General features: G+C 70.8%; 24 protein-coding genes. 21 read left to right on the plus strand and 3 right to left on the minus strand.

Annotated elements, in window-relative coordinates; genetic code table 11:
• The first annotated feature begins 97 nt into the window (after positions 1 to 97).
• Entirely contained in the window at positions 98 to 736 is a 639-nt protein-coding gene (locus ABZ154_RS23765) for a vitamin K epoxide reductase family protein (RefSeq protein ID WP_356835691.1), read from the plus strand.
• 52 nt (positions 737 to 788) lie between these two features.
• The gene (locus ABZ154_RS23770; protein WP_356835692.1) at positions 789 to 2,153 is read left to right on the plus strand and encodes a replication-associated recombination protein A; all 1,365 of its coding nucleotides are present in this window, start codon (positions 789 to 791) and stop codon (positions 2,151 to 2,153) included.
• 16 nt (positions 2,154 to 2,169) lie between these two features.
• On the opposite strand, the gene ABZ154_RS23775 is transcribed toward ABZ154_RS23770, so the two are convergent.
• Positions 2,170 to 2,871 (minus strand): DUF2470 domain-containing protein, encoded by a 702-nt coding sequence (locus ABZ154_RS23775; RefSeq protein WP_356835694.1) that lies wholly within the window; start codon positions 2,869 to 2,871, stop codon positions 2,170 to 2,172.
• Between the two features lie 188 nt (positions 2,872 to 3,059).
• On the opposite strand from ABZ154_RS23775, the gene rpsD reads away from it, so the two are divergent.
• The gene (gene rpsD, locus ABZ154_RS23780; RefSeq protein WP_015607373.1) at positions 3,060 to 3,674 is read left to right on the plus strand and encodes a 30S ribosomal protein S4; all 615 of its coding nucleotides are present in this window, start codon (positions 3,060 to 3,062) and stop codon (positions 3,672 to 3,674) included.
• Positions 3,675 to 3,691: 17 nt separating this feature from the next.
• On the opposite strand, the gene ABZ154_RS23785 is transcribed toward rpsD, so the two are convergent.
• The gene (locus ABZ154_RS23785) at positions 3,692 to 5,896 is read right to left on the minus strand and encodes an AAA family ATPase (protein ID WP_356835697.1); all 2,205 of its coding nucleotides are present in this window, start codon (positions 5,894 to 5,896) and stop codon (positions 3,692 to 3,694) included.
• A gap of 258 nt (positions 5,897 to 6,154) precedes the next feature.
• Here ABZ154_RS23785 and ABZ154_RS23790 point away from each other — a divergent pair, with 258 nt between their 5' ends.
• The 13 genes from ABZ154_RS23790 (at position 6,155) to nusB (ending at position 20,086) form a co-directional block, all read left to right on the plus strand.
• The gene (locus ABZ154_RS23790) at positions 6,155 to 6,613 is read left to right on the plus strand and encodes a DUF948 domain-containing protein (RefSeq protein WP_356835699.1); all 459 of its coding nucleotides are present in this window, start codon (positions 6,155 to 6,157) and stop codon (positions 6,611 to 6,613) included.
• Positions 6,614 to 6,620: 7 nt separating this feature from the next.
• Positions 6,621 to 6,983, plus strand: a complete 363-nt coding sequence (locus tag ABZ154_RS23795; protein WP_356835700.1) for a DUF6167 family protein — start codon at positions 6,621 to 6,623, stop codon at positions 6,981 to 6,983.
• A complete protein-coding gene (alaS, locus tag ABZ154_RS23800; protein ID WP_356835702.1) occupies positions 6,983 to 9,652 on the plus strand; it encodes an alanine--tRNA ligase in 2,670 nt (889 codons plus the stop codon). The genes ABZ154_RS23795 and alaS overlap by 1 nt, the downstream gene beginning before the upstream one ends.
• Positions 9,653 to 9,660: 8 nt before the next feature.
• Positions 9,661 to 10,134, plus strand: coding sequence for a Holliday junction resolvase RuvX (gene ruvX, locus ABZ154_RS23805; protein ID WP_356835704.1), 474 nt, complete (start codon positions 9,661 to 9,663; stop codon positions 10,132 to 10,134).
• A gap of 101 nt (positions 10,135 to 10,235) precedes the next feature.
• Complete coding sequence (gene mltG, locus ABZ154_RS23810; protein ID WP_356835706.1) at positions 10,236 to 12,014, plus strand: endolytic transglycosylase MltG; 1,779 nt, start codon at positions 10,236 to 10,238, stop codon at positions 12,012 to 12,014.
• Positions 12,007 to 12,837: a shikimate dehydrogenase gene (locus ABZ154_RS23815; protein ID WP_356835708.1), complete on the plus strand. Its 831-nt coding sequence runs from the start codon at positions 12,007 to 12,009 to the stop codon at positions 12,835 to 12,837. The genes mltG and ABZ154_RS23815 overlap by 8 nt, the downstream gene beginning before the upstream one ends.
• A 673-nt stretch (positions 12,838 to 13,510) precedes the next feature.
• On the plus strand, positions 13,511 to 14,695 hold the full coding sequence (gene aroC / locus ABZ154_RS23820; protein WP_356835711.1) for a chorismate synthase: 1,185 nt from the start codon (positions 13,511 to 13,513) through the stop codon (positions 14,693 to 14,695).
• Positions 14,692 to 16,329, plus strand: a complete 1,638-nt coding sequence (gene aroB, locus ABZ154_RS23825) for a 3-dehydroquinate synthase (RefSeq protein WP_356835713.1) — start codon at positions 14,692 to 14,694, stop codon at positions 16,327 to 16,329. The genes aroC and aroB overlap by 4 nt, the downstream gene beginning before the upstream one ends.
• Complete coding sequence (aroQ, locus tag ABZ154_RS23830) at positions 16,326 to 16,766, plus strand: type II 3-dehydroquinate dehydratase (protein WP_084744903.1); 441 nt, start codon at positions 16,326 to 16,328, stop codon at positions 16,764 to 16,766. Before aroB ends, aroQ begins: the two co-directional genes overlap by 4 nt.
• Before the next feature lie 123 nt (positions 16,767 to 16,889).
• Complete coding sequence (locus ABZ154_RS23835; RefSeq protein ID WP_356835715.1) at positions 16,890 to 17,825, plus strand: Pro-rich N-terminal domain-containing protein; 936 nt, start codon at positions 16,890 to 16,892, stop codon at positions 17,823 to 17,825.
• Positions 17,826 to 17,928: 103 nt separating this feature from the next.
• Positions 17,929 to 19,035 (plus strand): M24 family metallopeptidase, encoded by a 1,107-nt coding sequence (locus ABZ154_RS23840; RefSeq protein ID WP_356835717.1) that lies wholly within the window; start codon positions 17,929 to 17,931, stop codon positions 19,033 to 19,035.
• A gap of 50 nt (positions 19,036 to 19,085) precedes the next feature.
• Positions 19,086 to 19,652, plus strand: coding sequence for an elongation factor P (efp, locus tag ABZ154_RS23845; RefSeq protein ID WP_007453234.1), 567 nt, complete (start codon positions 19,086 to 19,088; stop codon positions 19,650 to 19,652).
• 2 nt (positions 19,653 to 19,654) lie between these two features.
• Positions 19,655 to 20,086 carry a transcription antitermination factor NusB gene (gene nusB, locus ABZ154_RS23850; RefSeq protein ID WP_030574107.1) on the plus strand — a complete coding sequence of 144 codons (432 nt, stop codon included), beginning with the start codon at positions 19,655 to 19,657 and terminating at the stop codon, positions 20,084 to 20,086.
• Positions 20,087 to 20,324: 238 nt separating this feature from the next.
• On the opposite strand, the gene bldD is transcribed toward nusB, so the two are convergent.
• Entirely contained in the window at positions 20,325 to 20,825 is a 501-nt protein-coding gene (gene bldD, locus ABZ154_RS23855; RefSeq protein WP_006123181.1) for a transcriptional regulator BldD, read from the minus strand.
• Positions 20,826 to 21,046: 221 nt separating this feature from the next.
• On the opposite strand from bldD, the gene pyrR reads away from it, so the two are divergent.
• The 5 genes from pyrR to ABZ154_RS23880 all read left to right on the plus strand — a co-directional run.
• Entirely contained in the window at positions 21,047 to 21,631 is a 585-nt protein-coding gene (gene pyrR, locus ABZ154_RS23860; protein ID WP_018515203.1) for a bifunctional pyr operon transcriptional regulator/uracil phosphoribosyltransferase PyrR, read from the plus strand.
• Positions 21,632 to 21,727: 96 nt separating this feature from the next.
• On the plus strand, positions 21,728 to 22,747 hold the full coding sequence (locus ABZ154_RS23865) for an aspartate carbamoyltransferase catalytic subunit (RefSeq protein ID WP_356835719.1): 1,020 nt from the start codon (positions 21,728 to 21,730) through the stop codon (positions 22,745 to 22,747).
• A 2-nt stretch (positions 22,748 to 22,749) separates the two neighbouring features.
• Positions 22,750 to 24,039, plus strand: a complete 1,290-nt coding sequence (locus ABZ154_RS23870) for a dihydroorotase (RefSeq protein WP_356835721.1) — start codon at positions 22,750 to 22,752, stop codon at positions 24,037 to 24,039.
• A complete protein-coding gene (locus tag ABZ154_RS23875; RefSeq protein WP_356835723.1) occupies positions 24,036 to 24,614 on the plus strand; it encodes a hypothetical protein in 579 nt (192 codons plus the stop codon). The genes ABZ154_RS23870 and ABZ154_RS23875 overlap by 4 nt, the downstream gene beginning before the upstream one ends.
• The coding region (locus tag ABZ154_RS23880; RefSeq protein WP_356835727.1) for a carbamoyl-phosphate synthase domain-containing protein at positions 24,611 to 24,750 on the plus strand (140 nt) is incomplete at its 3' end. The genes ABZ154_RS23875 and ABZ154_RS23880, both read left to right, overlap by 4 nt.

Below are 24,750 nucleotides of genomic sequence, written 5' to 3' on the forward strand. Positions count from 1 at the left end.
CCGGCCGTACATCTTTATGTCCGCCGAACGGCTGCCCCGTCCGGAGGTGCGGCACAATGACCGTGCCCGGCTGACGACTCAGTGATGGAACGGCGATATGACGACTGCAGCGGTAGACCACCACTCCCCGTCCGACCAGGACGAGGACGGCGGCAAGCGCACCTTCGGTGCCGGACGGGGACTCGCCCTGCTCCTGGTGATCACCGGCGCGGCCGGTCTGCTGGCCTCCTGGGTCATCACCATCGACAAGTTCAAGCTGCTGGAGGACCCCTCCTTCACGCCCGGCTGCAGCCTCAACCCGGTCGTCGCGTGCGGCAACATCATGAAGAGCGAGCAGGCCTCGGCGTTCGGGTTCCCCAACCCGATGCTCGGCCTGGTCACGTACGGCATGGTCATCGCCATCGGGGTGGGCCTGCTCGCCGGCGCCCGCTACCGGAGCTGGTTCTGGCTCGGCCTCAACGCGGGCACCCTGTTCGGCGTCGGCTTCTGCACCTGGCTCCAGTACCAGTCGCTGTACAACATCAACTCGCTCTGCCTGTGGTGCTGCCTGGCCTGGGTCGCGACGATCATCATGTTCTGCTACGTGACCACGCACAACGTCAAGCACCGCATCCTGCCCGCGCCCGCCTGGCTGCGGAACGGGCTGACCGAGTTCTCCTGGGTGCCCCCGGTGCTGTGGATCGGAATCATCGGAATGCTGATCCTGACGCGCTGGTGGGACTTCTGGACCAGCTGAGAGGCACCCGCCGACCGGGGCACTGTCAGTGGGGTCGCATAGGCTTCATGACGTGGAGCCCGACCTCTTTACCGCAGCCGCCGAAGACCGCCAGGAGAAGGACCCGTCCAGCAGCCCCCTCGCTGTCCGGATGCGTCCGCGCATCCTCGACGAGGTCGTCGGCCAGCAGCATCTGCTGAAGCCGGGCTCGCCGTTGCGCCGGCTCGTCGAGGGGAGCGGCGGTCCGGCCGGTGCCTCGTCGGTGATCCTGTGGGGTCCGCCCGGCACCGGGAAGACCACCCTGGCGTACGTGGTCAGCAAGGCCACCAACAAGCGCTTCGTGGAGCTCTCCGCGATCACCGCGGGCGTCAAGGAGGTCCGGGCCGTCATCGAGAGCGCGCGCCGCGCCACCGGTGGCTTCGGCAAGGAGACCGTCCTCTTCCTGGACGAGATCCACCGCTTCTCCAAGGCCCAGCAGGACTCCCTGCTCCCCGCCGTGGAGAACCGCTGGGTGACCCTGATCGCCGCCACCACGGAGAATCCGTACTTCTCGATCATCTCGCCGCTGCTGTCGCGCTCCCTGCTGCTCACCCTGGAATCGCTGACCGACGACGACCTGCGTGATCTGCTGCGCCGGGCGCTGACCGACGAGCGCGGGCTCGGCGGATCCCTCACCCTGCCCGAGGACGCGGAGGCGCATCTTCTGCGCATCGCGGGCGGCGACGCGCGCCGGGCGCTCACGGCCCTGGAGGCGGCGGCCGGTGCGGCGCTCGCCACGCACGAGGCGGAGATCACGCTGGAGACGGTCGAGGCCACCGTCGACCGGGCCGCCGTGAAGTACGACCGCGACGGCGACCAGCACTACGACGTGGCCAGCGCGCTCATCAAGTCCATCCGCGGCTCCGACGTGGACGCCGCCCTGCACTATCTGGCGCGGATGATCGAGGCGGGGGAGGACCCCCGGTTCATCGCCCGCCGGCTGATGATCTCCGCCAGCGAGGACATCGGCCTCGCCGACCACACCGCCCTGCCGACGGCGGTGGCGGCCGCCCAGGCCGTCGCGATGATCGGCTTTCCGGAGGCGGCGCTGACCCTCAGCCACGCCACGATCGCCCTCGCTCTCGCGCCCAAGTCCAACGCGGCGACGCTCGCGATCTCCGCCGCGCAGGAGGACGTGCGCAAGGGGCTCGCGGGGCCCGTCCCGGCCCATCTGCGCGACGGCCACTACAAGGGCGCCGCCAAGCTCGGCCACGCCCAGGGCTACGTCTATCCGCACGACGTCCAGGGCGGCATCGCCGCCCAGCAGTACGCCCCGGACGCGGTTCGCGACCGGCAGTACTACACCCCCACCCGGCACGGCGCCGAGGCGCGGTACGCGGACGTGGTCGAGCGGGTCCGCGAGCGCCTGGGCCGTACAGGCGGCGCGGCCCCGTCCTGACCCGCCGGTCCCGGGATCAGGACGCGGCCGCCTCGAAGAGGGTGTGCATCGCCCGGCGCAGCTCGGTGACGTCCCGTACCGGCTCCGGAAACTCGAAGCGGGCGTCGAAGCACGACCCCTTGTCCTCCACGAAGCGCACCCGCAGCCCGAAGCGGTCCAGCGCCACCGGCACGGCGGTGGGCCGGTGGGAGGAGCAGGCCCGCGCCGTGCGCTCGCCCAGCAGCCCGCACAGGGTGCGCATCTGCTCGTCGTGGGCGGAGTACAGGTGCTGGAGCAGCTCCGCCTCGTGGCCGCCGAGCGGATCGGGGGCGGCGTCCCGGAAGTCCTCCGCCTCGACGTCCTCGGCGCCCCAGAGGTCGTCCACGTACGCCTCGCCGAATTCGAGGCGCAGCATCATGCGGCCCGGTTCCGCGAGGCCGGGCACGGAGGTGAGCCAGCCGGAGACCCAGGCGCGGCCGCGGATGCGGTGCGGTACGGAGACCGGGGCGACGTCCGTGATCTGCAGCACGGCCGTCAGCTCGTCGCCCTGCGCGTGCGTCGCGGCCCGTACTGCTGGGCTATCCGCGGGGAATTCGAGGAAGAGGTCACCCTCGGGCCCTACGCTCCTGCTGTCCGGGACCAGGGCTTCGGCGCGGGCCGGATCGAGCCCCGGTACGACGAGCAGCGCGGAGCAGGTACTCTGTACGAGAGTTCGTGTGCGCTCGGCTGCTGACGGCATCCGAGTGTTTTCAAGCCCGCTGGGACGCGGCTGACCACGATCAGATCGGCCTTCCGTCGTAGCAGCACCTCTCTGGGTGCTGCCGCTGTCTGTGCTGTCCGTGACGTGAGTGGTGTTCCCAGGGCGAGACATGCGATCTCCTTGAGTAAGGTAAACCTAACCTAACCCACAACGGAGGTCTGGAGAACGTGCCTAACCAGTCGCGTCCCAAGGTCAAGAAGTCGCGTGCCCTCGGCATCGCTCTGACGCCCAAGGCTGTCAAGTACTTCGAAGCTCGTCCGTACCCGCCGGGCGAGCACGGCCGTGGCCGCAAGCAGAACTCGGACTACAAGGTCCGTCTGCTGGAGAAGCAGCGCCTGCGTGCGCAGTACGACATCAGCGAGCGCCAGATGGCGCGCGCCTACGACCGTGCCAAGAAGGCCGAAGGCAAGACGGGCGAGGCGCTGGTCGTCGAGCTCGAGCGCCGTCTCGACGCCCTGGTCCTGCGTTCGGGCATCGCCCGCACCATCTACCAGGCCCGTCAGATGGTCGTCCACGGCCACATCGAGGTCAACGGTGGCAAGGTCGACAAGCCGTCCTTCCGCGTGCGCCCCGACGACGTCGTCCAGGTCCGCGAGCGCAGCCGCACCAAGGTCCCCTTCCAGGTGGCCCGCGAGGGTGGTTACGACACCGACGGTGAGACCCCGCGCTACCTCCAGGTGAACCTGAAGGCCCTGGCCTTCCGCCTGGACCGGGACCCGAACCGCAAGGAGATCCCGGTGATCTGCGACGAGCAGCTCGTCGTCGAGTACTACGCCCGCTGATCCAGGCGTAGCCGCTCTCACCAGCGTTCCGGCCCGCCCCTCCCTGTCATCCGGGAGGCGGCGGGCCTTCGCGTTCCCCCGGAGGCGGGACCACCGTCCGCCCCGGGCGGATCGCGACGCTCCTGGGCACCGCCACCCCCCAGCGCCCGCTCGACCACGGTGGCGCGATCCAGCCGCTTCCCGGCCCGCAGCCCCGCCTCGTACGCGGCGTCCCCCAGCTCCCGTCGCACCTGCTCCTCGCACTCCACCCGCGGCCGCCCGAAGTGCACCGAGCCGAACAGCGGCAGCCCCACCGAGGGCCAGATCCGCTCCGCCGCCCCCTGGAGCACCGCGGCCTCCCCGGCATCGCCCTCCACCGCCGTCACCAGCGCGAGCAGCTCCAGCGAGAGCGCGGTGGCCAGCAGGTCGTCGAAGGTCCGGCCGATCATCAGGCACTCCCCGAGCATCCGCCGCGCCCGCTCCGGCAGCCCCCGCCGCAGCGCGGCGTACGCCAGGACGTAGAGCGCGTACGCCAGCGCCCACCGCTCCCCATGGTCCTCGCAGACCTCCCGGACCTCCTCGCAGATGTCCGCCGCCGCGTCCAGATCACCCAGGAACGCCACCGCCATGGCCAGCTCCACCTGCGCCATCACCACATTGCTGTTCAGCTCACCGATCTCGCGGTAGCGGCCGAGCGCCTCACGCAGCAGCTCCTCGGCGCGGGCCGGGTCGTCCGTGACGATCGCCAGGCAGCCCGTACGGTGGACCGCGTACGCCATCGCCGTGGCGTCCCCGGACCGCTCGGCCTCCTCCCGGCACTCCTGGAGCGCCGAGATCGCCCCGACCGCGTCGCCCTGGAGCACCGCCACATACCCCAGCACCCACAGCACCTTGAGCCGTGCGGCGTCGTACGGGGTCGGCTCCTCCAGTACGTGCTCCAGCCAGTACCGGCCCTCCGACAGCCGCCCGCACCCGGCCCAGTAGAACCAGAGCGAGCCCGCCAGATGGTGTGCCAGATGGACCTCGTCGGGGCTCTCCATGGAGCACTCCATCGCCCGCCGGAGGTTGGGCAGTTCGGCGTCGATCCGGGCCGCCACCTCCGCCTGGCGCGGCGAGAACCAGTCCAGTTCGCACCAGGTCGCCAGGCCCAGGTACCAGTCCCGGTGCCGTCGCCGCATCCGCCGGGTGTCCCCGGCCGCCGCCAGCCACTCGGCGCCGTACTCGCGGACCGACTCCAGCAGGCGGTACCGGGTGCCCGTCGCACCGTCCTCACGCTCCACCACCGACTGGGCCAGGAGCTCCTCCAGCACGTCGAGCACCGCGTCGGCCGGCAGACCGGCGCCGCCGCAGATGTACTCCGCGGCCTCCAGATCGAACTGCCCGGCGAAGACCGAGAGCCGCGCCCACAGCAGCCGCTGCCCGGGTGTGCACAGCTCATGACTCCAGCCGATGGCCGTACGCAGCGCCCGGTGGCGGGGCGGAGCGCCGCGGCTGCCGCCGGTCAGCAGCCGGAACCGGTCGTCCAGTCGCAGCAGCACCTGGTCGACCGAGAGGGCGCGCAGCCGTCCCGCGGCCAGCTCCAGCGCCAGCGGAATACCGTCGAGGCGGTGGCAGAGCTCCAGGGCGGCCGCCCGGTCCCCGGCCGTCGGCTCCCGGTTCGGCCGCACCGAGCGGGCCCGCTCCGAGAACAGCTCCACCGCGTCCTCGTCGCACATAGGGGCGAGGGTGAACGTCACTTCACCGTCCACCAGAAGAGGGCGGCGCCCGGCCGCGAGCACCCGGAGCCCCGGCGCCCGGCGCAGCAACTCCCGTACCAGGTCGGCGCAGGCGTCGACGAGGTGCTCGAAACCGTCCAGCACCAGCAGCGCCCGGCGCTCGCGGAGGTTCTCGACGAGGACGGTGCGCGGCGGTCTGCCCGTGTGGTCGGTCAGCCCGAGCGCCTCGACCACGGCGTGCTCCAGCAGGCCGGCCTCGCGGACCGGGGACAGATCGGTGAGCCAGACCCCGTCGCAGTACCGTTTCTCCAGCAGCGCGGCGACCCTGCTCACACACCGGGTCTTGCCCACGCCCGCCACTCCGACCACGGTGACCAGCCGGGACTCCTCCAGCAGCCCGCCGAGCGCCGCCAGTTCGTCCTCGCGGCCCACGAACCGGTTCAGCTCCGCCGGGACGTTGCCGACCGGAGCGGTGCAAGGGGAGTCCGGGTCGTCCGGGTTCATGGAAGGGTGCTGCAGGCTTCGCATGAAACACGCAGGGTACTGGCCCGCATGCTCTCCGTACAATCTCGCTTCCGGGCCCCGCCCCCCGCCGCCGGAGAATGCGGCGGGGCCCTCCGGGAATGCGGTAGGGGAGGAGATGTGCGGCGCGATAGGCTCGTGGGACGACGATCGGGCGCACGGGCAGGAGCCGGCCGCACCGACGGAGGCAGGCCCCCCGCGGGGGCCGAAGCGACAAGCAGACAAGCGACGAGCAGAGAGCGGTGCACAGTGTCCGGTGGAGAGGTGGCCGGGATCCTCGTGGCCGTCTTCTGGGCGATCCTGGTCTCGTTCCTCGCCGTGGTGCTGGTGAGGCTCGCCCAGACGCTCAGGGCGACCACCAAGCTGGTGGCGGACGTGACGGAACAGGCCGTTCCGCTGCTGGCGGACGCCTCGGCGACGGTGCGTTCCGCGCAGACCCAGCTGGACAAGGTCGACGCCATCGCGAGCGACGTCCAGGAGGTCACCTCCAACGCCTCCGCGCTCTCCACCACCGTCGCCTCCACCTTCGGCGGACCGCTCGTCAAGGTCGCCGCGTTCGGCTACGGCGTACGGCAGGCCCTCGGCCGCCGCAGCACCTCCGAGCCCGAAGCGGAACCGGCACGGAGCCGCTCCTCCCGCCGCACGGTGATCGTCGGCCGGACCGTACCCTCGGCGCGCGGACGCAAGCGCGAACGCCGAAACACCCGCGGACAGAAGGACTGATCCAGCGATGTTCCGCCGCACCTTCTGGTTCACCGCCGGCGCAGCCGCCGGTGTCTGGGCCACCACCAAGGTCAACCGCAAGCTCAAGCAGCTGACGCCCGAGAGCCTCGCGGCGCAGGCCGCGGACAAGGCGATCGAGACCGGCCACAAGCTCAAGGACTTCGCACTCGACGTCCGCGAGGGAATGGTCCGGCGCGAAGCCGAACTGGGCGGCGCCCTGGGGCTGGAGGCACCGGTCGACCCCGAGCTCCCCGTGCAGCGGCACTACGCCGTCGAGGCGGCCGAGCCCGCCGCGCACCCGGACACGTACCGCACGCTCCCCCGCAACTCGTACGACCACAACTCGAACAACCGGAATGAGGACCACTGATGGAGTCGGCTGAAATCCGCCGCCGCTGGCTGAGCTTCTTCGAGGAGCGCGGTCACACCGCCGTGCCTTCGGCGTCGCTCATCGCGGACGACCCGACTCTGCTGCTGGTCCCCGCGGGCATGGTCCCCTTCAAGCCGTACTTCCTCGGCGAGGCCAAGCCGCCCGCCCCGCGCGTCACCAGCGTGCAGAAGTGCGTGCGCACGCCGGACATCGAGGAGGTCGGCAAGACCACCCGCCACGGCACCTTCTTCCAGATGTGCGGCAACTTCTCCTTCGGGGACTACTTCAAGGAAGGCGCCATCCAGCTCGCCTGGGACGCGCTGACCAACTCCGTCGAGGACGGCGGTTACGGTCTCGACCCCGAGAAGCTCTGGATCACGGTCTACCTCGACGACGACGAGGCCGAGGCCATCTGGCGCGACAAGATCGGCGTCCCCGCCGAGCGCATCCAGCGCCTGGGCAAGAAGGACAACTTCTGGTCCATGGGCGTCCCCGGACCCTGCGGCCCCTGCTCCGAGATCAACTACGACCGCGGTCCCGAGTTCGGCGTCGAGGGCGGCCCCGCCGTCAACGACGAGCGCTACGTGGAGATCTGGAACCTGGTCTTCATGCAGTACGAGCGCGGCGCCGGCGACGGCAAGGAGGACTTCCCGATCCTCGGGGACCTGCCGTCGAAGAACATCGACACCGGTCTCGGCCTCGAACGCCTCGCCATGATCCTGCAGGGCGTGCAGAACATGTACGAGACCGACACCCTGCGCGTCGTCATGGACAAGGCCACCGAACTGACCGGTGTCCGCTACGGCGCCGAGAACGGCACGGACGTCTCGCTCCGCGTCGTCGCCGACCACATCCGTACGTCGGTGATGCTCATCGGCGACGGCGTCACCCCCGGCAACGAGGGCCGCGGCTACGTCCTGCGCCGCATCATGCGCCGCGCCATCCGCAACATGCGGCTGATGGGCGCCTCCGGCTCGGTCGTCAAGGACCTGGTCGACGTCGTGATCGACACGATGGGGCTCCAGTACCCGGAGCTGGTCACCGACCGCCAGCGCATCGAGACGGTCGCGCTCGCCGAGGAGGCCGCCTTCCTGAAGGCCCTCAGGGGCGGTACCAACATCCTGGAGACCGCCGTCACCGAGACCAAGGCCGCCGGCGGCCAGGTCCTCCCCGGCGACAAGGCGTTCCTGCTCCACGACACCTGGGGCTTCCCGATCGACCTGACCCTGGAGATGGCCGCCGAGCAGGGGCTCTCCGTGGACGAGGACGGCTTCCGCCGCCTCATGCAGGAGCAGCGTGACAAGGCCAAGGCCGACGCCCGCGCCAAGAAGACCGGTCACGCCGACCTCTCCGCCTACCGCGAGGTCGCCGACAGCTCCGGCGCCACCGAGTTCACCGGCTACACCAGCGTGGCCGGCGAGTCCACCATCGTCGGCCTGCTGGTCGACGGGGTGCCCTCGCCCGCCGCCACCGAGGGCGACGAGGTCGAGGTCGTCCTCGACCGGACCCCCTTCTACGCCGAGGGCGGCGGCCAGCTCGCCGACACCGGCCGCATCCGGCTCGACACCGGTGCCGTGATCGAGATCCGCGACGTCCAGAAGCCGGTCCCCGGCGTCCACGTCCACAAGGGCGTCGTCCAGGTCGGCGAGGTGACGGTCGGGGCCCCCGTCTTCGCCTCCATCGACTCCACCCGCCGCCGGGCCATCGCCCGCGCCCACAGCGCCACCCACCTCACCCACCAGGCGCTGCGTGACGCGCTGGGCCCGACGGCCGCCCAGGCCGGTTCGGAGAACTCCCCGGGCCGCTTCCGCTTCGACTTCGGTTCGCCCGCCGCCGTTCCCGGCACGGTCCTCACCGACGTGGAGCAGCGGATCAACGAGGTCCTCTCGCGCGAACTCGACGTCCAGGCCGAGGTCATGTCGATCGACGAGGCCAAGAAGCAGGGTGCCATCGCCGAGTTCGGAGAGAAGTACGGTGAGCGGGTCCGGGTCGTCACCATCGGCGACTTCTCCAAGGAGCTGTGCGGCGGCACCCACGTCCACAACACCGCCCAGCTCGGCCTGGTCAAGCTGCTCGGCGAGTCCTCCATCGGCTCCGGCGTACGACGCATCGAGGCCCTCGTCGGCGTGGACGCGTACAACTTCCTCGCCCGGGAGCACACGGTCGTCGCCCAGCTCCAGGAACTGGTCAAGGGCCGTCCCGAGGAGCTCCCGGAGAAGATCGCGGGCATGCTCGGCAAGCTGAAGGACGCCGAGAAGGAGATCGAGAAGTTCCGCGCGGAGAAGGTCCTGCAGGCCGCCGCCGGACTCCTCGAGTCCGCCAAGGACGTCCGGGGCACCGCCCTGGTCACCGGCCAGGTCCCCGACGGCACCTCCGCCGACGACCTGCGCAAGCTGGTCCTGGACGTACGCGGCCGCATCCAGGGCGGCCGCCCGGCCGTCGTGGCTCTGTTCACCACGGCCAACGGCCGCCCGCTCACGGTCATCGCCACCAACGAGGCCGCCCGTGAGCGCGGCCTCAAGGCCGGTGACCTCGTCCGTACGGCCGCCAAGACGCTCGGCGGCGGTGGCGGCGGCAAGCCGGACGTCGCCCAGGGCGGCGGCACGAACCCGGCCGCCATCGGTGACGCCGTCGTCGCTGTCGAACGCCTCGTCACCGAGACGGCGTGACGGGCGGGATGACGCAGATGCGCCGCGGACGACGGCTCGCCGTCGACGTCGGGGACGCCCGGATCGGGGTCGCCTCGTGCGACCCCGACGGGATCCTGGCCACGCCGGTGGAGACCGTGCCGGGACGCGACGTCCCGGCCGCCCACCGGCGGCTCCGCCAGATCGTTGACGAGTACGAGCCGATCGAGGTCATCCTCGGCCTGCCGCGCTCCCTCGGCGGCGGCGAGGGCCCGGCGGCAGCCAAGGTCCGTGACTTCGCCCAGGCGGTCGCCCGTTCGATCGCACCCGTTCCGGTGCGCCTGGTGGACGAGAGGATGACCACAGTGACGGCCACTCAGGGGCTGCGCGCCTCGGGCGTGAAGTCCAAGAAGGGCCGGTCTGTCATCGACCAGGCTGCCGCTGTGGTGATCCTTCAGAACGCTCTGGAGTCCGAACGGGCGTCAGGCAATCCTCCGGGCGAGGGCGTCGAAGTGGTTGTCTGATCGCGATACGGTAACGTTCCGCGCGATGCGTCGGTGGTTCGAACAGACACCGCACAGCGAAGCGAAGAGACGGAACGTCGTCTCGCGGCTCTAGGGGATCGATGACTGAGTATGGCCGGGGCCCCGGCTCCGAACCGTGGCATCCCGGGGACCCCTTGTACGGGGACCAGGGATGGGGAGGCCGGCAGGCTGACCACGGCCAGGGCCAGTACGGCGACCAGCAGCAGTCCTATCCGCAGGACCCGTACGCCCAGAACCACGAGCAGCACCAGGACGCCCAGCAGTACCAGCAGCACCAGGATCCCCAGCAGTATCAGCAGCAGTACGACCAGCAGCAGTATCCGCAGTACGAGCACCAGCATCAGCAGCAGTACGGCGCACAGCAGCAGGACCCGTACGGTCAGCAGCCTCCCGCCCAGCCGCAGTACGACGGCGGCTGGGACTCCGGGCAGCAGGCCGCTGTGCCGTACGGGGCCGAGCCCCAGGACTCGTACTACGCCCAGCAGCAGCCGGCCGGCTACGGCGAATCGCACGACTACTACGGCACGCCCGAGGCCTACCCCCCGCCGCAGCCGCCGGGCCGCCGCGAGACCGAGCACCAGCAGCCCGAGCAGCAGAAGCCGTCGACGGACTGGGACCCGGACGAGCCGCAGGAAGAGACGCATCCCTTCTTCACCGGCGCCGACGAACCCGCCGGCCGCGAACCCCGCGACGACGACGGCGATCCGGACGACGACTCCTCGCGCTCCGCACGCCGGGGCCGCGGAGACGGCGAGCGACGGGGCGGCAAGGGCAAGAAGAAGAGCCGCAACGGCTGCGCCTGCCTGGTCGTCTCCCTCGTCCTGGTCGGCGGCCTCGGGGGAGTGTCGTACGTCGGCTACACGTACTGGAAGAAGCAGTTCGGCGCTCCGGCCGACTTCGCGGGGTCGGGCACCGACGAGCAGGTCGAGGTCGAGATCCCCGAGGGGGCCCTCGGCTACGACATCGCGAACATCCTGCGCAAGCAGGGAGTCATCAAGTCCTCCGACGCCTTCGTCGCGGCGCAGAACAACAACCCCAAGGGCCGGTCGATCCAGGCCGGCGTCTATCTCCTGAAGAAGGAGATGTCCGGGGCCAGCGCGGTGGAGCTGATGCTCGACCCAAAGAGCCAGAACGCCTTCGTGATCCCCGAAGGCACCCGCAACGTCAGGGTCTACGCCAAGATCGACGAGCGGCTCGAGCTGGCGAAGGGCACCACGGCGGAGATCGCCAAGACCAAGGCGGAGTCGCTGGGCCTGCCCGACTGGGCCGACGACAACCCGGATGTGAAGGACCCGCTGGAGGGCTTCCTCTACCCGGCGGCCTACCCGGTCGCCAAGGGATCCAAGCCCGAGGACGCGCTGAAGCGGATGGTCGCGCGGGCCAACAAGGAGTACGAGAACATCGACTTCGAGGCCACGGCCAAGAAGTTCAACCTCGATGGCCCGTGGCAGGTGCTGACGGTGGCGAGCCTGGTGCAGGCGGAGGGCCTCACGCACGACGACTTCCGCAAGATGGCCGAAGTCGTCTACAACCGGCTCGAACCCGACAACACGATCACCAACCGCAAGCTTGAATTCGACTCGGCGTTCAACTACCTCAACAACCAGAGCAAGATCAAGATCGGCTCCAGGGAGATCCGGAGCAACCCGGACCCCTACAACACCTACTACCACGCGGGTCTCCCGCCGGGGCCGATCAGCAACCCGGGCATGGACGCCATCAAGGCGTCGCTCAACCCGACCGGCAAGGGTTGGATGTTCTTCATCTCGCTCGACGGCAAGAAGACCGAGTTCACGAAAACCGTCGAGGAGCACGAGAAGCTGAACGAGAAGTGGAAGGAACAGCAGGGACTTGGCTGATATCCGACGCCGGGCCGCCGTCCTCGGCTCGCCCATCGCGCATTCCCTCTCCCCGGTCCTGCACCGCGCCGCGTACGCCGAGCTCGGCCTCGACGACTGGTCCTACGACCGGTTCGAGGTCGACGAGGCGGCGCTGCCCGGGTTCATCGAAGGGCTGGACTCCTCCTGGGCGGGGCTGTCGCTGACCATGCCGCTGAAGCGGGCGATCATCCCGCTGCTCGACGAGATCAGCGCGACGGCGGCCTCCGTGGAGGCCGTCAACACGGTCGTGTTCACCGAGGACGGCCGACGGGTCGGTGACAACACCGACATCCCCGGCATGATCGCCGCTCTGCGGGAGCGCGGGATCGACAAGGTCGAATCCGCCGCCGTCCTCGGCGCCGGTGCCACCGCCTCCTCCGCGTTGGCCGCACTCGCCGTGGTCTGCGCCGGGCCAGTCACCGCCTATGTACGCGGCCCCGAGCGCGCCGCCGAGATGCGGGGCTGGGGCGAGCGGCTCGGGGTCGACGTCCTGATCGGCGACTGGGCCGACGCGGCAGCGGCACTGAGCGCGCCGTTGGTGATCGCCACCACCCCCGACGGAGCCACCGACGACTTGGCCGGATCCGTGCCGGAGGCTCCGGGCATCCTCTTCGACGTGCTCTACGAGCCGTGGCCCACGGCGCTGGTGGCTGCATGGTCGGAGCGTGCAGGTGCTGTGGTGGGGGGCCTGGACCTACTGGTGCACCAGGCGGCCCTTCAGGTGGAGCAGATGACAGGTGTGCCGCACGCATTCCCGGCAGCCATGCGAAGTGCGGGACTCAGGGCCCTCGAGTCGCGGTGACACCGAAGCTCGGGCTTTCACGGGGGCATCGCTGCCTGTGCACCGGCCCCGGAAGCCTCGTTGGGGGCCACTGCACTGGCAGGCTCTACGGAATTGGATCAGCCGCAGTTGGCAAAAGAGCTGGGTGCGTCTCCTGCCAGACGCCGGATGCGCCGCTCTGACATGTCATACCCCGGTACTGCACGCACTTTCCGGAGGCGCGTACGCAGACCGGGCCGGCGTAGTAAGTGAAAGCTCCTTCTTCCTGGCCCAGGATCCGCCTTCGGTGCGAATTGCTGCGCCCAGTGTCGTCTTGTCGCCGTAAAAGGAAAAAGTAGTCGGATGCTTCAGGGTGACTGCGCAATTCTTCCTGGAACTGGCGTTGTCGAGTGGAAGACGGTGATTTCCTGCGTATGCCTCTCGGACAGCACGTGGGATCTCTGCACGTCATAGCATGAGCCGCAGATTGCAGCGGCTTCAGGGTTTGCCAGTAATCAACACGCCGGTTAGATCTTGGTTTCGTCGGTGTCGAGGAACCTGGCGACGTCTTCCCGCTTCCCCCTGCTCCCGCCCGTCCGTCTGCTGGACCGGCGGCCGGACCCTGCCCCCGGTCGTGAAAGGATCGGGGGTGGCGGGCCAGGGCCGCGCACCCGGTGGCGCCGTTGGATTTCAGGCGCGAGCATGAGGAGCACCGTTGAGCAGGTTGCGCTGGCTGACCGCGGGGGAGTCGCACGGACCCGCACTGGTGGCGACGCTGGAGGGTCTTCCCGCCGGTGTCCCGATCACCACGGCGATGGTGGCGGAGGCGCTGGCCCGGCGACGGCTCGGCTACGGCCGCGGTGCGCGGATGAAGTTCGAGCAGGACGAGGTCACCTTCCTCGGCGGCGTACGGCACGGCCTCACCATGGGCTCCCCGGTCGCCGTCATGGTCGGCAACACCGAGTGGCCCAAGTGGGAGCAGGTCATGTCGGCCGACCCGGTCGACCCCGACGAGCTGGCGAAGCTGGCCCGCAACGCGCCGCTGACCCGGCCCCGCCCCGGCCACGCAGACCTCGCGGGGATGCAGAAGTACGGCTTCGACGAGGCCCGGCCGGTCCTGGAACGCGCCAGCGCCCGGGAGACCGCCGCGCGCGTCGCCCTCGGGGCCGTCGCCCGCTCCTACCTCAAGGAGACCGCGGGCATCGAGATCGTCAGCCATGTCGTCGAGCTGGCCGCCGCGAAGGCGCCGTACGGCGTCTACCCGGTCCCCGCCGACGTGGAGAGGCTGGACGCCGACCCGGTCCGCTGCCTGGACGCGGACGCGTCCAAGGCGATGGTGGCCGAGATCGACCAGGCCCACAAGGACGGCGACACCCTCGGCGGGGTCGTCGAGGTGCTGGCGTACGGCGTGCCCGTCGGACTCGGCTCGCACGTGCACTGGGACCGGCGCCTGGACGCCCGGCTCGCCGCCGCGCTCATGGGCATCCAGGCGATCAAGGGCGTCGAGGTCGGCGACGGCTTCGAACTGGCCAGGGTCCCCGGCTCGAAGGCGCACGACGAGATCGTCGCCACGGAGGACGGCATCAAGCGCACCTCCGGGCGATCCGGCGGCACCGAGGGCGGGCTCACCACCGGCGAGCTGCTGCGTGTCCGCGCCGCGATGAAGCCCATCGCGACCGTGCCGCGCGCCCTGGCCACCGTGGACGTCGTCACCGGCGAGGCCACCAAGGCCCACCACCAGCGCTCCGACGTCTGCGCCGTCCCGGCGGCTGGCATCGTCGCGGAGGCGATGGTCGCCCTGGTCCTGGCCGACGCGGTCGCGGAGAAGTTCGGCGGCGACAGCGTCCCCGAGACCTCCCGCAACGTCCAGTCGTACCTCGACCACCTCCAGATCCGATGAGCGGCCCCCTGGTCGTCCTCGTCGGCCCTATGGGCGTCGGCAAGTCCACCGTCGGCGAACTGCTGGCCGCCCGGCTCGGCACCACCTACCGGGACACCGACGCGGACGTCGTCGCCGAGGCGGGCAAGCCGATCGCGGAGATCTTCTACGACGAGGGCGAGGAGCACTTCCGCGCCCTGGAGCGCCGGGCCGTCGCCGCTGCCCTCGCCGGACACACGGGCGTCCTCTCCCTCGGCGGCGGAGCCGTCCTGGACGGGTCGACCAGGGAGCTGCTGGCGGACCGCCCGGTCGTCTACCTCTCCATGGACGTGGACGAGGCCGTCCGCCGCGTCGGCCTGGGCGCCGCCCGCCCGCTGCTCGCGGTCAACCCGCGCCGGCAGTGGCGCGAGCTGATGGACGCCCGCCGCCACCTGTACGAAGAGGTCGCCCGTACGGTCGTCGCCACCGATGAGAACACCCCCGAAGAGGTCGCCCAGGCGATCATCGACGCACTGGAACTGCCGGAGGGCGCAGCGGCCCTCGGCGTGGAGAACACCGGCATGACGCAGCAGAGCCCCACCCGCATCCAGGTCGCAGGCTCCGCGGGTTCCGACCCGTACGAGGTCCTCGTCGGCCACCAGCTCCTCGGCGAGCTGCCCCAGCTCATCGGCGACCGCGCCCGGCGGGTCGCCGTCCTGCACCCCGAGGCGCTCGCCGAGACCGGTGAGGCGGTCCGTCAGGACCTCGCCCAACAGGGGTACGAGGCCATCGCGATCCAGCTGCCGAACGCCGAGGAGGCCAAGACCGTCGAGGTCGCCGCCTACTGCTGGAAGGCGCTCGGCCAGACCGGCTTCACCCGCACCGACGTCATCATCGGCATCGGCGGCGGCGCCACCACGGACGTCGCGGGGTTCGTCGCGGCCAGCTGGCTGCGCGGGGTGCGCTGGATCGCCATCCCCACCACCGTGCTCGGCATGGTCGACGCGGCCGTCGGCGGCAAGACCGGCATCAACACCGCCGAGGGCAAGAACCTCGTCGGCGCTTTCCACCCGCCCGCCGGGGTCCTCTGCGACCTCGCCGCGCTCGACTCGCTGCCGGTCAACGACTACGTCTCCGGCATGGCCGAGATCATCAAGGCCGGCTTCATCGCCGACCCGGTCATCCTCGACCTCGTCGAGGCCGACCCCGAGGGCGCCCGTACGCCCGCCGGACCCCACACCGCCGAGCTGATCGAGCGGTCGATCCGGGTCAAGGCCGAGGTCGTCTCCAGCGACCTCAAGGAGTCCGGGCTCCGCGAGATCCTCAACTACGGCCACACCCTGGCCCACGCCATCGAGAAGAACGAGCGTTACAAGTGGCGCCACGGCGCAGCCGTCTCCATCGGCATGGTCTTCGCCGCCGAGCTGGGACGGCTCGCCGGACGCCTCGACGACGCCACCGCCGACCGCCACCGGAGCATCCTGGAGTCCGTGGGCCTGCCGCTCACCTACCGCGGCGACCAGTGGCCCAAGCTGCTGGAGAACATGAAGGTCGACAAGAAGTCCCGCGGCGACCTGCTGCGCTTCATCGTCCTGGACGCCCTCGGCAAGCCCACCGTCCTGGAGGGCCCCGACCCGGCCGTACTGCTCGCCGCCTACGGGGAGGTCTCCGCATGACCCGCAGGGTCCTCGTGCTCAACGGCCCCAATCTCGGCCGGCTCGGCTCCCGCGAACCCGACGTCTACGGGGCCACCTCGTACGCCGGACTCGTCGAGACCTGCACCGCGCTCGGCAAGGAGCTCGGCTTCGACGTCGACGTACGCGAGACGAACGACGAGGGCGAACTGATCCGCTGGCTCCACGAGGCGGCGGACGGTTCGATTCCGGTCGTCCTCAACCCGGGCGCCTTCACGCACTACTCGTACGGGATGCGGGACGCGGCCGCCCAGCGCACCGCCCCGCTGATCGAGGTGCACATCTCCAACCCGTACGCCCGCGAGGAGTTCCGCCACACCTCCGTGGTCGCCCCGGTGGCCACGGGCACCGTCGCCGGGTTCGGCATCGGCTCCTACCGGCTCGCGCTGCGCGCCCTGGCCGACGAACTGACGGACTGACAGCCCCCCGGGTGCTCACGGGCACTCCGTGCCCTCCCCGGCCGTTCACCCTGAGACGGCCCGGGAAGGTACGGTAGCCGTCCCATCAGCGTCAGTTGCGGTTACGAGACGGAGTGGCACCGGATGCAGCACGCAGTGGGGGCCCCGCTGCCGCCGCCCCAAGGACCCGGCAACGGGCCCGCCGGCTGGTCGCACCAGGCCCAGCACCCCGGCCACCCCGGACCGCCGGGCCCGCCCCCGATACCCTCGCCCCCCCTCGCACCGGGCCAGGCTCCGGCACCGGGCCAGGCTCCCCGGCATCCCGCGCACGGCCAGGCCCCCCAGCATCCGGCCCAGGGGCACGCACCGCAGCCTCCCGCCCCTGGCCAGGCCCCCCAGCACGGCTGGAGCGGCACCGGGCCCACCCCGCCGCCCTCCGGCGGCCAGGCCACCGGACACGTCCAGCTGCCCCCGGGCGGCCCCGTGGCGCTGCCCGCACCCCCCGCCGAGCCCGGCACCGGCGCCGCCACGCTCGCCGTGCTGCTGATCGGCCCGGCCGGCGCGGGCAAGACCACCGTGGCCCGGCTCTGGGCGGCCCGCCGCCGGGTGCCCACCGCCCACGTCTCCCTGGACGACGTCCGCGAATGGGTCTGCTCCGGCTTCGCCGACCCCCAGGCCGGCTGGAACGACCACTCCGAGGCCCAGTACCGCCTGGCCCGCCGCACCTGCGGCTTCGCCGCCCGTAACTTCCTCGCCAACGGCATCTCCTGCATCCTCGACGACGCCGTCTTCCCCGACCGCCCGGTCGTCGGCCTCGGCGGCTGGAAGCGCCATGTGGGCCCCGGACTGCTGCCCGTCGTGCTGCTGCCCGGCCTGGAGATCGTCCTGGAGCGCAACGCCGCCCGCAGCGGCAACCGCAGGCTCTCCGACGAGGAGGTCGCCCGCATCCACGGCCGGATGGCCGGCTGGTACGGCTCCGGGCTCCCCATCATCGACAACTCCACCTACGACGTGGAGACCACCGCCCGGGTCCTGGACGACGTGCTCGCCCGCTCCATCGCCTCCCCTCCCGCCTGGTAGCAGCCGCTCCTGTGGCCTGACCCCCTGTGACCCTGCCGCGCCCGTCCCCCCGGTCGGATGCGCTGGCCGGGCGGGGAGCCGACCCCGCTCGTACGCTCGGAGCATGTCTGAGGTGCACGCCGTCCGACGCGGGCTGCTCCGCGACCGGTGCGCCGCCGCGGGGTCCGCGGCCGCCCTGGTCTCCCGCCCCGCCAACGTCCGCTATCTCGCGGGCGGAGCGCCGCCGGGCGCCGTGCTGCTGCTCGGCCCTGGCGAGGACGTTCTGCTCTGCCCCCGCGCCCCGGCCGGAGAACCCGGCCACGGGCGGCCCGACGAGGCGCTGCGGGTCGATGTCCTGCCCGTCCCCGACGCGGACCCGGTGGTGGAGGCTGCGGGCCTCGCCGCCGGGGCGGGTGCGGACTCGCTCGCCGTGGAGGAGCACGACCTGACCGTGGCCCGGCACCGCGCCATGGGGAAGGCCGCACCACACCTCAGGCTGGCCGATCTGGGCTTCACCGTGGAGCAGCAGCGGATCGTCAAGGACGAGGAGGAGATCGGCTGTCTGCGCATCGCCGCGGAGATCACCGACCAAGCCCTCGGCGAGCTCCTCGAGTCGATCCTGGTCGGCCGCACCGAGCGCCATCTCGCGCTGGAGCTGGAGCGCCGCCTGGTCGACCACGGGGCGGACGGCCCCGCCTTCGCCACCTCCGTCGCCACCGGCCCCAACTCCGGCCAGGGGCAGCACCGGCCCTCCGACCGCCGGGTCGAGGAGGGGGATTTCCTCTCCGTCCGGCTGGGCGCGAACTACCACGGCTACCGCTGCGAGATCGGCCGGACCTTCGTCATCGGCACCGCCCCCGCCCAGTGGCAGATCGAGCTCTACGACCTCGTTTTCGCCGCTCAGCGGGGAGGCAGGGAGGCGCTGGCGCCGGGCGCCGCCTACCGGGACGTGGACCGTGCGGCCCGGCATCCGCTGGAGTTGGCGGGGTACGGAGAGGGCCTCCAGCCGAGGACCGGGCACGGTGTGGGCCTCGAAATCGAGGAGGACCCGCAATTGGCACCGACAGCCATGGGTAAACTGGACGCTTGTGTGCCGGTCACCGTCGAACCGGGGGTCCACCTCCCGGGCCGGGGCGGTGTCCGGATCGATGACACGCTCGTCGTGCGCCCCGAGGCGGACGGCGGACCCGAGCTACTCACCATGACGACCAAGGAACTGCTCGCGCTCTAGCGCGCATCCCCGGTCGTTCCACCAGCTTCAGTCCAGGAGATTCCGCAACCGTGGCTTCCACGAACGACCTCAAGAACGGCCTGGTGCTCAAGCTCGACGGAGGCCAGCTCTGGTCCGTCGTCGAGTTCCAGCACGTCAAGCCCGGCAAGGGCCCCGCCTTCGTGCGCACCAAGCTCAAGAACGTGCTCTCCGGCAAGGTCGTCGACAAGACGTTCAACGCCGGCGTGAAGGTCGAGACGGCCACCATTGACCGCCGCGACATGCAGTTCTCGTACATGGACGGCGAGTACTTCGTCTTCATGGACATGGACACGTACGACCAGCTCATGGTCGACCGCAAGGCCGTCGGCGACGCCGCCAACTTCCTGATCGAAGGCTTCACCGCCTCCGTCGCCCAGCACGAGGGCGAGGTGCTCTACGTCGAGCTGCCCGCCGCGGTCGAGCTGACCATCCAGCACACCGACCCGGGCGTTCAGGGTGACCGCTCCACGGGTGGCACCAAGCCCGCCACCCTGGAGACCGGTTACGAGATCGGCGTGCCGCTCTTCATCTCCACCGGCGAGAAGATCAAGGTCGACACCCGCTCGGGCGACTACCTCGGCCGGGTGAACAGCTAACCGTGGCTGCCCGGAACAAGGCCCGCAAGCGCGCCTTCCAGATCCTCTTCGAGGCCGACCAGCGCGGTGAGTCCGTGCAGAGCGTTCTCGCGGACTGGGTCCGGCACTCGCGGACCGACGACCGTCAGCCGCCGGTCGGCGAATTCACGATGGAGCTGGTCGAGGGGTACGCGCAGTACGCGGACCGGATCGACGACCTCATCGTCACCTACGCCGTGGACTGGGAGATCGACCGCATGCCGGTCGTCGACCGCAGCATCATCCGGCTCGGCGCGTACGAGCTGATCTGGATGGACGAGACGCCGGACGCCGTGGTGATCGACGAGGCGGTCCAGCTCGCCAAGGAGTTCTCCACCGACGAGTCGCCGTCCTTCGTGAACGGCATGCTGGCCCGTTTCAAGGACCTCAAGCCGAACCTGCGCCGGGAGCAGTAACCCCCCCGGCGTGGCGGCCCCTGAGGGCCGCTCGGCCACGCACGCCACGAAGGGCCCACGGTCAGCGCCGCCGACCGTGGGCCCTTCGGCGTACGCCCTGAGGGAGTACGGGGGACAGCTGATGGAGCGGCGGGGACAGAAAACGCCGGGCCGGCGGGAACCCGAAGGCTCCCGCCGACCCGGCGGCACGTTTCTGCCGTCAGGCCCGCCGTGGACGGCGGACCCGGGTCTCTCGGTCTCAGCTCTCGTCGTGGGAGACCGCGCGGCGCGCGTCCGCGTCCAGCACGCCCCAGCTGATCAGCTGCTCCGTGAGCACGGAAGGCGACTGGTCGTAGATCACGGCGAGGGTGCGCAGGTCGTCCTGGCGGATCGAGAGCACCTTGCCGTTGTAGTCACCGCGCTGGCTCTGGATGGTCGCCGCATAGCGCTGCAGCGGACCCGCCTTCTCCGGCGGGACATGGGCGAGGCGCTCCAGGTCCAGGACGAGCTTCGGCGGCGGCTCGGCGGCCCCGCCCGGCGTCGTACCGGGCAGCAGCTCCTGCACCGGGACCCCGTAGAAATCCGCCAGCTCGGCGAGGCGCTGCACGGTCACGGCACGGTCGCCGCGCTCGTACGAACCGACCACGACGGCCTTCCAGCGCCCCTGTGACTTCTCCTCCACGCCGTGGAGGGAGAGGCCCTGCTGGGTGCGGATGGCACGGAGTTTGGCCCCGAGCTGTTTTGCGTATTCGCTGGACATATGGCTCCCCGGACGCTGGAACAGTGTGCGGCTCCGCCGCGTGGCTGGTAACTCACTGTGAGGTTACGCAGCGTTACTTGGATGCGTCAAGCCGAATGGTCCGGACCGGCACCTCCAGGGGGTGGGGCCAAGGCCTTACGCAAGCCCTGGTAACGTGGATGACGTAATTTCGACGTCCTTTAAGGTCCGTCCCGTGAGGCGGAGAAGGAGGTCCGTTTCTTATGGACGCACAGCACGACGACACCGGCAACGCGGCACGGCCTGTTCTCGAGGCCCCCGACATCGCCCGTGTTCTTACCCGTATCGCCCACGAGATCGTCGAACGCGCCAAGGGCGCAGACGACGTGGTGCTGCTCGGCATCCCGACGCGGGGCGTCTTCCTCGCCCGCCGGCTCGCCGACAAACTCGAAGAGATCACCGGCCGGAAGATGCCGGTCGGCTCCCTGGACATCACCATGTACCGCGACGACCTGCGGCTGCGCCCCGCGCGTGCTCTGGCCCGTACGGACATCCCCGGCGAGGGGATCGAGGGGAAGCTGGTCGTCCTTGTCGACGACGTGCTCTTCTCCGGCCGCACGATCCGCGCCGCACTCGACGCCCTCGGCGACATCGGCCGCCCGCGCGCCGTGCAGCTCGCGGTCCTCGTGGACCGCGGTCACCGCGAACTTCCGATCCGTGCCGACTACGTCGGCAAGAACCTCCCCACGTCGCTGCGGGAGACGGTCAAGGTCCAGCTCGCCGAGGAGGACGGCCGCGACGCCGTGCTGCTCGGTGTCCAGCAGGCCGCTCCCGCGGACGCGCAGTAGCCCGAGCGGCTCCCGTACGGCCCTTCGGGGGGCGTACGGCCTGCTCCTGCGCGCCCGCATGCCTTCAACACTCCTCCAGCCACCGGAGAACCCCAGATGAAGCGCCATCTCATCTCGGCCGCCGACCTCACCCGCGACGACGCCGTCCTGATCCTCGACACCGCCGAGGAGATGGCCCGGGTCGCGGACCGGCCGATCAAGAAGCTCCCCACCCTGCGCGGCCGTACCGTCGTCAACCTCTTCTTCGAGGACTCGACCCGGACCCGTATCTCCTTCGAGGCCGCCGCCAAGCGGCTCTCCGCCGACGTCATCAACTTCTCCGCCAAGGGCTCCTCCGTCTCCAAGGGCGAGTCCCTGAAGGACACCGCGCTGACCCTGGAGGCGATGGGCGCCGACGCCGTCGTCATCCGGCACGGAGCCTCAGGCGCCCCCTACCGGCTCGCCACCTCCGGCTGGATCGACGGAGCCGTGGTCAACGCCGGCGACGGCACCCACGAGCACCCGACCCAGGCCCTGCTGGACGCCTTCACCATGCGACGCCGCCTCGTCGGCGCCGACGCCGGCCTCGGCCGGGACCTGGACGGCCGCCGCATCACCATCGTCGGCGACATCCTGCACAGCCGGGTCGCCCGCTCCAACGTCCACCTGCTCACCACCCTGGGCGCACACGTCACGCTGGTGGCCCCGCCCACCCTGGTGCCCGTGGGCGTCGAACAGTGGCCCTGCGACGTCAGCTACAGCCTCGACGACGTGCTGGCGAAGTCCGATGCGGTGATGATGCTGCGTGTGCAGCGTGAACGGATGAACGCCGCCTACTTCCCGACCGAGCGCGAGTACTCCCGCCGCTACGGCCTGGACGGCCAGCGCATGGCGAAGATGCCCGGGCACGCCATCGTCATGCACCCCGGGCCGATGGTCCGCGGCATGGAGATCACCGCCGAGGTCGCCGATTCCGACCGCTGCACGGTCGTCGAGCAGGTCGCCAACGGCGTCTCCATCCGGATGGCCGTCCTCTACCTGCTGCTCGGCGGCTCGGACACCGCCCTGTCAGCTCCCGCCCGCCCCGAAGGCTCTGCCCGTACCGAGAGCCCCGCCCGTACCGAGGAGACCAAGTAACCATGAGCAAGATCCTTATCCGCGGTGCGCGCATCCTCGGCGGCGAGCCGCAGGACGTGCTGATCGACGGCGAGACCGTCGCCGAGGTGGGCACCGGCATCGAAGCCCCCGACGGCGCCACCGTCGTCGAGGCGGCGGGCCAGGTCCTGCTGCCCGGCCTCGTCGACCTCCACACCCACCTGCGCGAGCCCGGCCGCGAGGACTCCGAGACCGTCCTCACCGGCACCCGGGCAGCGGCGGCGGGCGGCTTCACCGCCGTCCACGCCATGGCCAACACCTTCCCCGTCGCCGACACCGCCGGCGTCGTCGAGCAGGTGTGGCGCCTGGGCAAGGAGTCCGGCTACTGCGACGTCCAGCCCATCGGCGCCGTTACCGTCGGCCTGGAGGGCAAGCAGCTCGCCGAGCTCGGCGCGATGCACGACTCGGCCGCCGGAGTGAAGGTCTTCTCCGACGACGGCAAGTGCGTCGACGACGCGGTGATCATGCGCCGCGCCCTGGAGTACGTGAAGGCCTTCGACGGCGTCGTCGCCCAGCACGCCCAGGAGCCCCGCCTCACCGAGGGCGCCCAGATGAACGAGGGCATCGTCTCCGCCGAGCTCGGGCTCGGCGGCTGGCCCGCCGTCGCCGAGGAGTCGATCATCGCCCGCGACGTCCTCCTCGCCGCCCACGTCGGCTCCCGCGTCCACATCTGCCACCTCTCCACCGCCGGGTCCGTGGACATCGTCCGCTGGGCCAAGTCCAAGGGCTGGAACGTCACGGCGGAGGTCACCCCGCACCACCTCCTCCTCACCGACGAGCTGGTCCGCTCCTACAACCCGGTCTACAAGGTGAACCCGCCGCTGCGCACCGAGGCCGACGTCATGGCCCTGCGCGAGGCGCTCGCCGACGGCACGATCGACTGCGTGGCCACCGACCACGCCCCGCACCCGCACGAGGACAAGGACTGCGAGTGGGCGGCGGCCGCCATGGGCATGGTGGGCCTGGAGACCGCGCTCTCGGTCGTCCAGCAGACGATGGTGGACACCGGCCTGATCGACTGGGCGGGCGTCGCCGACCGCATGTCGTTCCGCCCCGCGGCCATCGGCCGTCTCGAAGGACACGGCCGTCCCGTCTCGGCGGGTGAGCCCGCCAACCTCACGCTGGTCGATCCGGCATACCGTGGAGCCGTGGACCCCGCGGGCTTCGCGTCCCGCAGCCGAAACACCCCCTACGAGGGGCGTGAGCTGCCGGGCCGCGTCACCCATACCTTCCTGCGGGGCCGTGCCACGGTCGTCGACGGGAAGCTCGCGTGACAACACTGACCCCCCTGTACCTCCTGGCCGCCGAGCAGAAGTCGGCGGAAGTGACGGACTGGTCCGCCCGCATCGCCTGGGTGATCGGCCTGCTGGTCTTCATCGCCCTCGTCTACTGGCTGATGCGCCAGGGCTGGAAATGGCGCGGAAGCCTCCAGTCCGACCTGCCCGAGCTCGCGACGACCCCTGAAGGTTTCGCCGACGACGAGGTGCTGCTGACGCTCACCGGGCGCTACCACGCCTCCACCACCGCCGGACAGTGGCTCGACCGGATCGTCGCCCACGGCCTCGGCACCCGCAGCCGCACCGAGCTCACGCTCACCGCACGAGGCCTGGACGTCGTACGCCCCGGCGCGAGCGACTTCTTCATCCCGGCCGAGGCACTGCGCGAGGCCCGTCTCGACAAGGCGCTGGCGGGCAAGGTCCTCCCCGAGGGCGGCCTGCTGATCATCACCTGGGCGCACGGCGAGACCCGGATCGACTCCGGCTTCCGCTCCGACCACGCGGCCGAGCACCAGGCCTGGGTCGACGCCGTCAACCACCTCACCAGCACTACGGAAGGCACCGCACGATGACGATCTCCACCCGGGGGGCCCAGGCTCCCGCCGTACTCGTCCTGGAGGACGGCCGTGTGTTCCGTGGCCGTGCTTATGGGGCCGTGGGGGAGACTTTCGGTGAGGCGGTGTTCTCGACCGGGATGACTGGTTATCA

This window comes from Streptomyces sp. NPDC006261, assembly GCF_040613515.1.
Lineage (GTDB): Bacteria > Actinomycetota > Actinomycetes > Streptomycetales > Streptomycetaceae > Streptomyces.

Excerpts from the sequence above, each read along its gene's own strand:
- ABZ154_RS23765 (WP_356835691.1), top strand. The coding sequence starts at position 98 with ATGACGACTGCAGCGGTAGACCACCACTCCCCGTCCGACCAGGACGAG.
- ABZ154_RS23775 (WP_356835694.1), bottom strand. The coding sequence starts at position 2,871 with ATGCCGTCAGCAGCCGAGCGCACACGAACTCTCGTACAGAGTACCTGC.
- ABZ154_RS23785 (WP_356835697.1), bottom strand. The coding sequence starts at position 5,896 with ATGCGAAGCCTGCAGCACCCTTCCATGAACCCGGACGACCCGGACTCC.
- ABZ154_RS23795 (WP_356835700.1), top strand. The coding sequence starts at position 6,621 with ATGTTCCGCCGCACCTTCTGGTTCACCGCCGGCGCAGCCGCCGGTGTC.
- alaS (WP_356835702.1), top strand. The coding sequence starts at position 6,983 with ATGGAGTCGGCTGAAATCCGCCGCCGCTGGCTGAGCTTCTTCGAGGAG.
- ruvX (WP_356835704.1), top strand. The coding sequence starts at position 9,661 with ATGACGCAGATGCGCCGCGGACGACGGCTCGCCGTCGACGTCGGGGAC.
- mltG (WP_356835706.1), top strand. The coding sequence starts at position 10,236 with ATGACTGAGTATGGCCGGGGCCCCGGCTCCGAACCGTGGCATCCCGGG.
- aroB (WP_356835713.1), top strand. The coding sequence starts at position 14,692 with ATGAGCGGCCCCCTGGTCGTCCTCGTCGGCCCTATGGGCGTCGGCAAG.
- aroQ (WP_084744903.1), top strand. The coding sequence starts at position 16,326 with ATGACCCGCAGGGTCCTCGTGCTCAACGGCCCCAATCTCGGCCGGCTC.
- ABZ154_RS23835 (WP_356835715.1), top strand. The coding sequence starts at position 16,890 with ATGCAGCACGCAGTGGGGGCCCCGCTGCCGCCGCCCCAAGGACCCGGC.
- ABZ154_RS23840 (WP_356835717.1), top strand. The coding sequence starts at position 17,929 with ATGTCTGAGGTGCACGCCGTCCGACGCGGGCTGCTCCGCGACCGGTGC.
- bldD (WP_006123181.1), bottom strand. The coding sequence starts at position 20,825 with ATGTCCAGCGAATACGCAAAACAGCTCGGGGCCAAACTCCGTGCCATC.
- pyrR (WP_018515203.1), top strand. The coding sequence starts at position 21,047 with ATGGACGCACAGCACGACGACACCGGCAACGCGGCACGGCCTGTTCTC.
- ABZ154_RS23865 (WP_356835719.1), top strand. The coding sequence starts at position 21,728 with ATGAAGCGCCATCTCATCTCGGCCGCCGACCTCACCCGCGACGACGCC.
- ABZ154_RS23870 (WP_356835721.1), top strand. The coding sequence starts at position 22,750 with ATGAGCAAGATCCTTATCCGCGGTGCGCGCATCCTCGGCGGCGAGCCG.